This is a genomic window from Mycobacterium sp. 1423905.2 (genome assembly GCF_001673155.1).
Taxonomy (GTDB): domain Bacteria; phylum Actinomycetota; class Actinomycetes; order Mycobacteriales; family Mycobacteriaceae; genus Mycobacterium.
Genome location: NZ_LZLE01000323.1, coordinates 1 through 911, shown reverse-complemented (window position 1 = coordinate 911; position 911 = coordinate 1). Strand labels below are relative to the sequence as shown.

The 911-nt window shown below is 61.7% G+C and carries 1 protein-coding gene and 1 pseudogene; both read left to right on the top strand.

From position 1 onward, the window contains the following. Positions 1 to 187: pseudogene (locus A9W95_RS21655) on the top strand (maltokinase); the annotation flags it as partial. Positions 188 to 224: 37 nt separating this feature from the next. Then, positions 225 to 911: YoaK family protein (locus A9W95_RS21650; RefSeq protein WP_067417575.1), on the top strand; the 687-nt coding region annotated here is incomplete at its 3' end.

Below are 911 nucleotides of genomic sequence, written 5' to 3'. Positions count from 1 at the left end.
GGAGCGCAACCGAACCGCGTTCTGCGACGGGTACGCCGCCGCGTCCGGAACCGACCCGCGCGATTCGGCACTGGTGCTGGCGGCCTACGAGCTCGACAAGGCGGTGTACGAGGCGGGTTACGAGTCGCGGCACCGGCCGAGCTGGTTGCCGATTCCGTTGCGGTCCATCGCTCGCCTTTCTGCCTGAGCCCGCCCGCATCGCCTAGTTCTGCGAGCATGCTCTTGTGCAGAAACAGATTTACGACGGCGAGGCCAGATTGTCCTGGCTGTTGGCGGGGTTGGCCGGTGTCTTGGGCGCGACGGCATTCACCCACTCAGAGGGCTACTTCGTCACGTTCATGACCGGCAATGCGCAGCGGGCGGTGCTGGGCGTCTTTCGCGATGACGTGTGGCTGTCAATCACCGCGGCGCTGCTGTTGCTCTGCTTTGTCATCGGCGTCGTCGTCGCATCGGTGTTCCGGCGCCACATTTGGGTTGCCCACCCCCACGGCCCCACCGTCCTGACCACCTTCGCGCTGGCGGTCGCCACCGCCCTCGACATCGTCATCGGCGGGTGGGAACAGAGCAACTTGGAATTCGTGCCGATTCTGTTCGTCGTCTTCGGAATTGGCTCATTGAACACCTCTTTCGTCAAAGACGGTGAAGTGTCCATTCCGTTGAGTTATGTGACCGGAACATTGGTCAAGATGGGTCAGGGAATCGAACGCCATATCGCCGGCGGAAAAGTAGAAGACTGGCTCGGTTATTTCTTGCTTTATGCGAGCTTTTCCCTTGGCGCCGCCGCCGGTGGAGCGATCAGCTTGTTCGTCAACGGAACTCAGATGTTGGCGGTTGCTACGACGATCTGTGCGGTGACAACCGGATATACCTACTTTCACGCCGACCGGCGCGGGCTGTGGGACAAGGCCGCC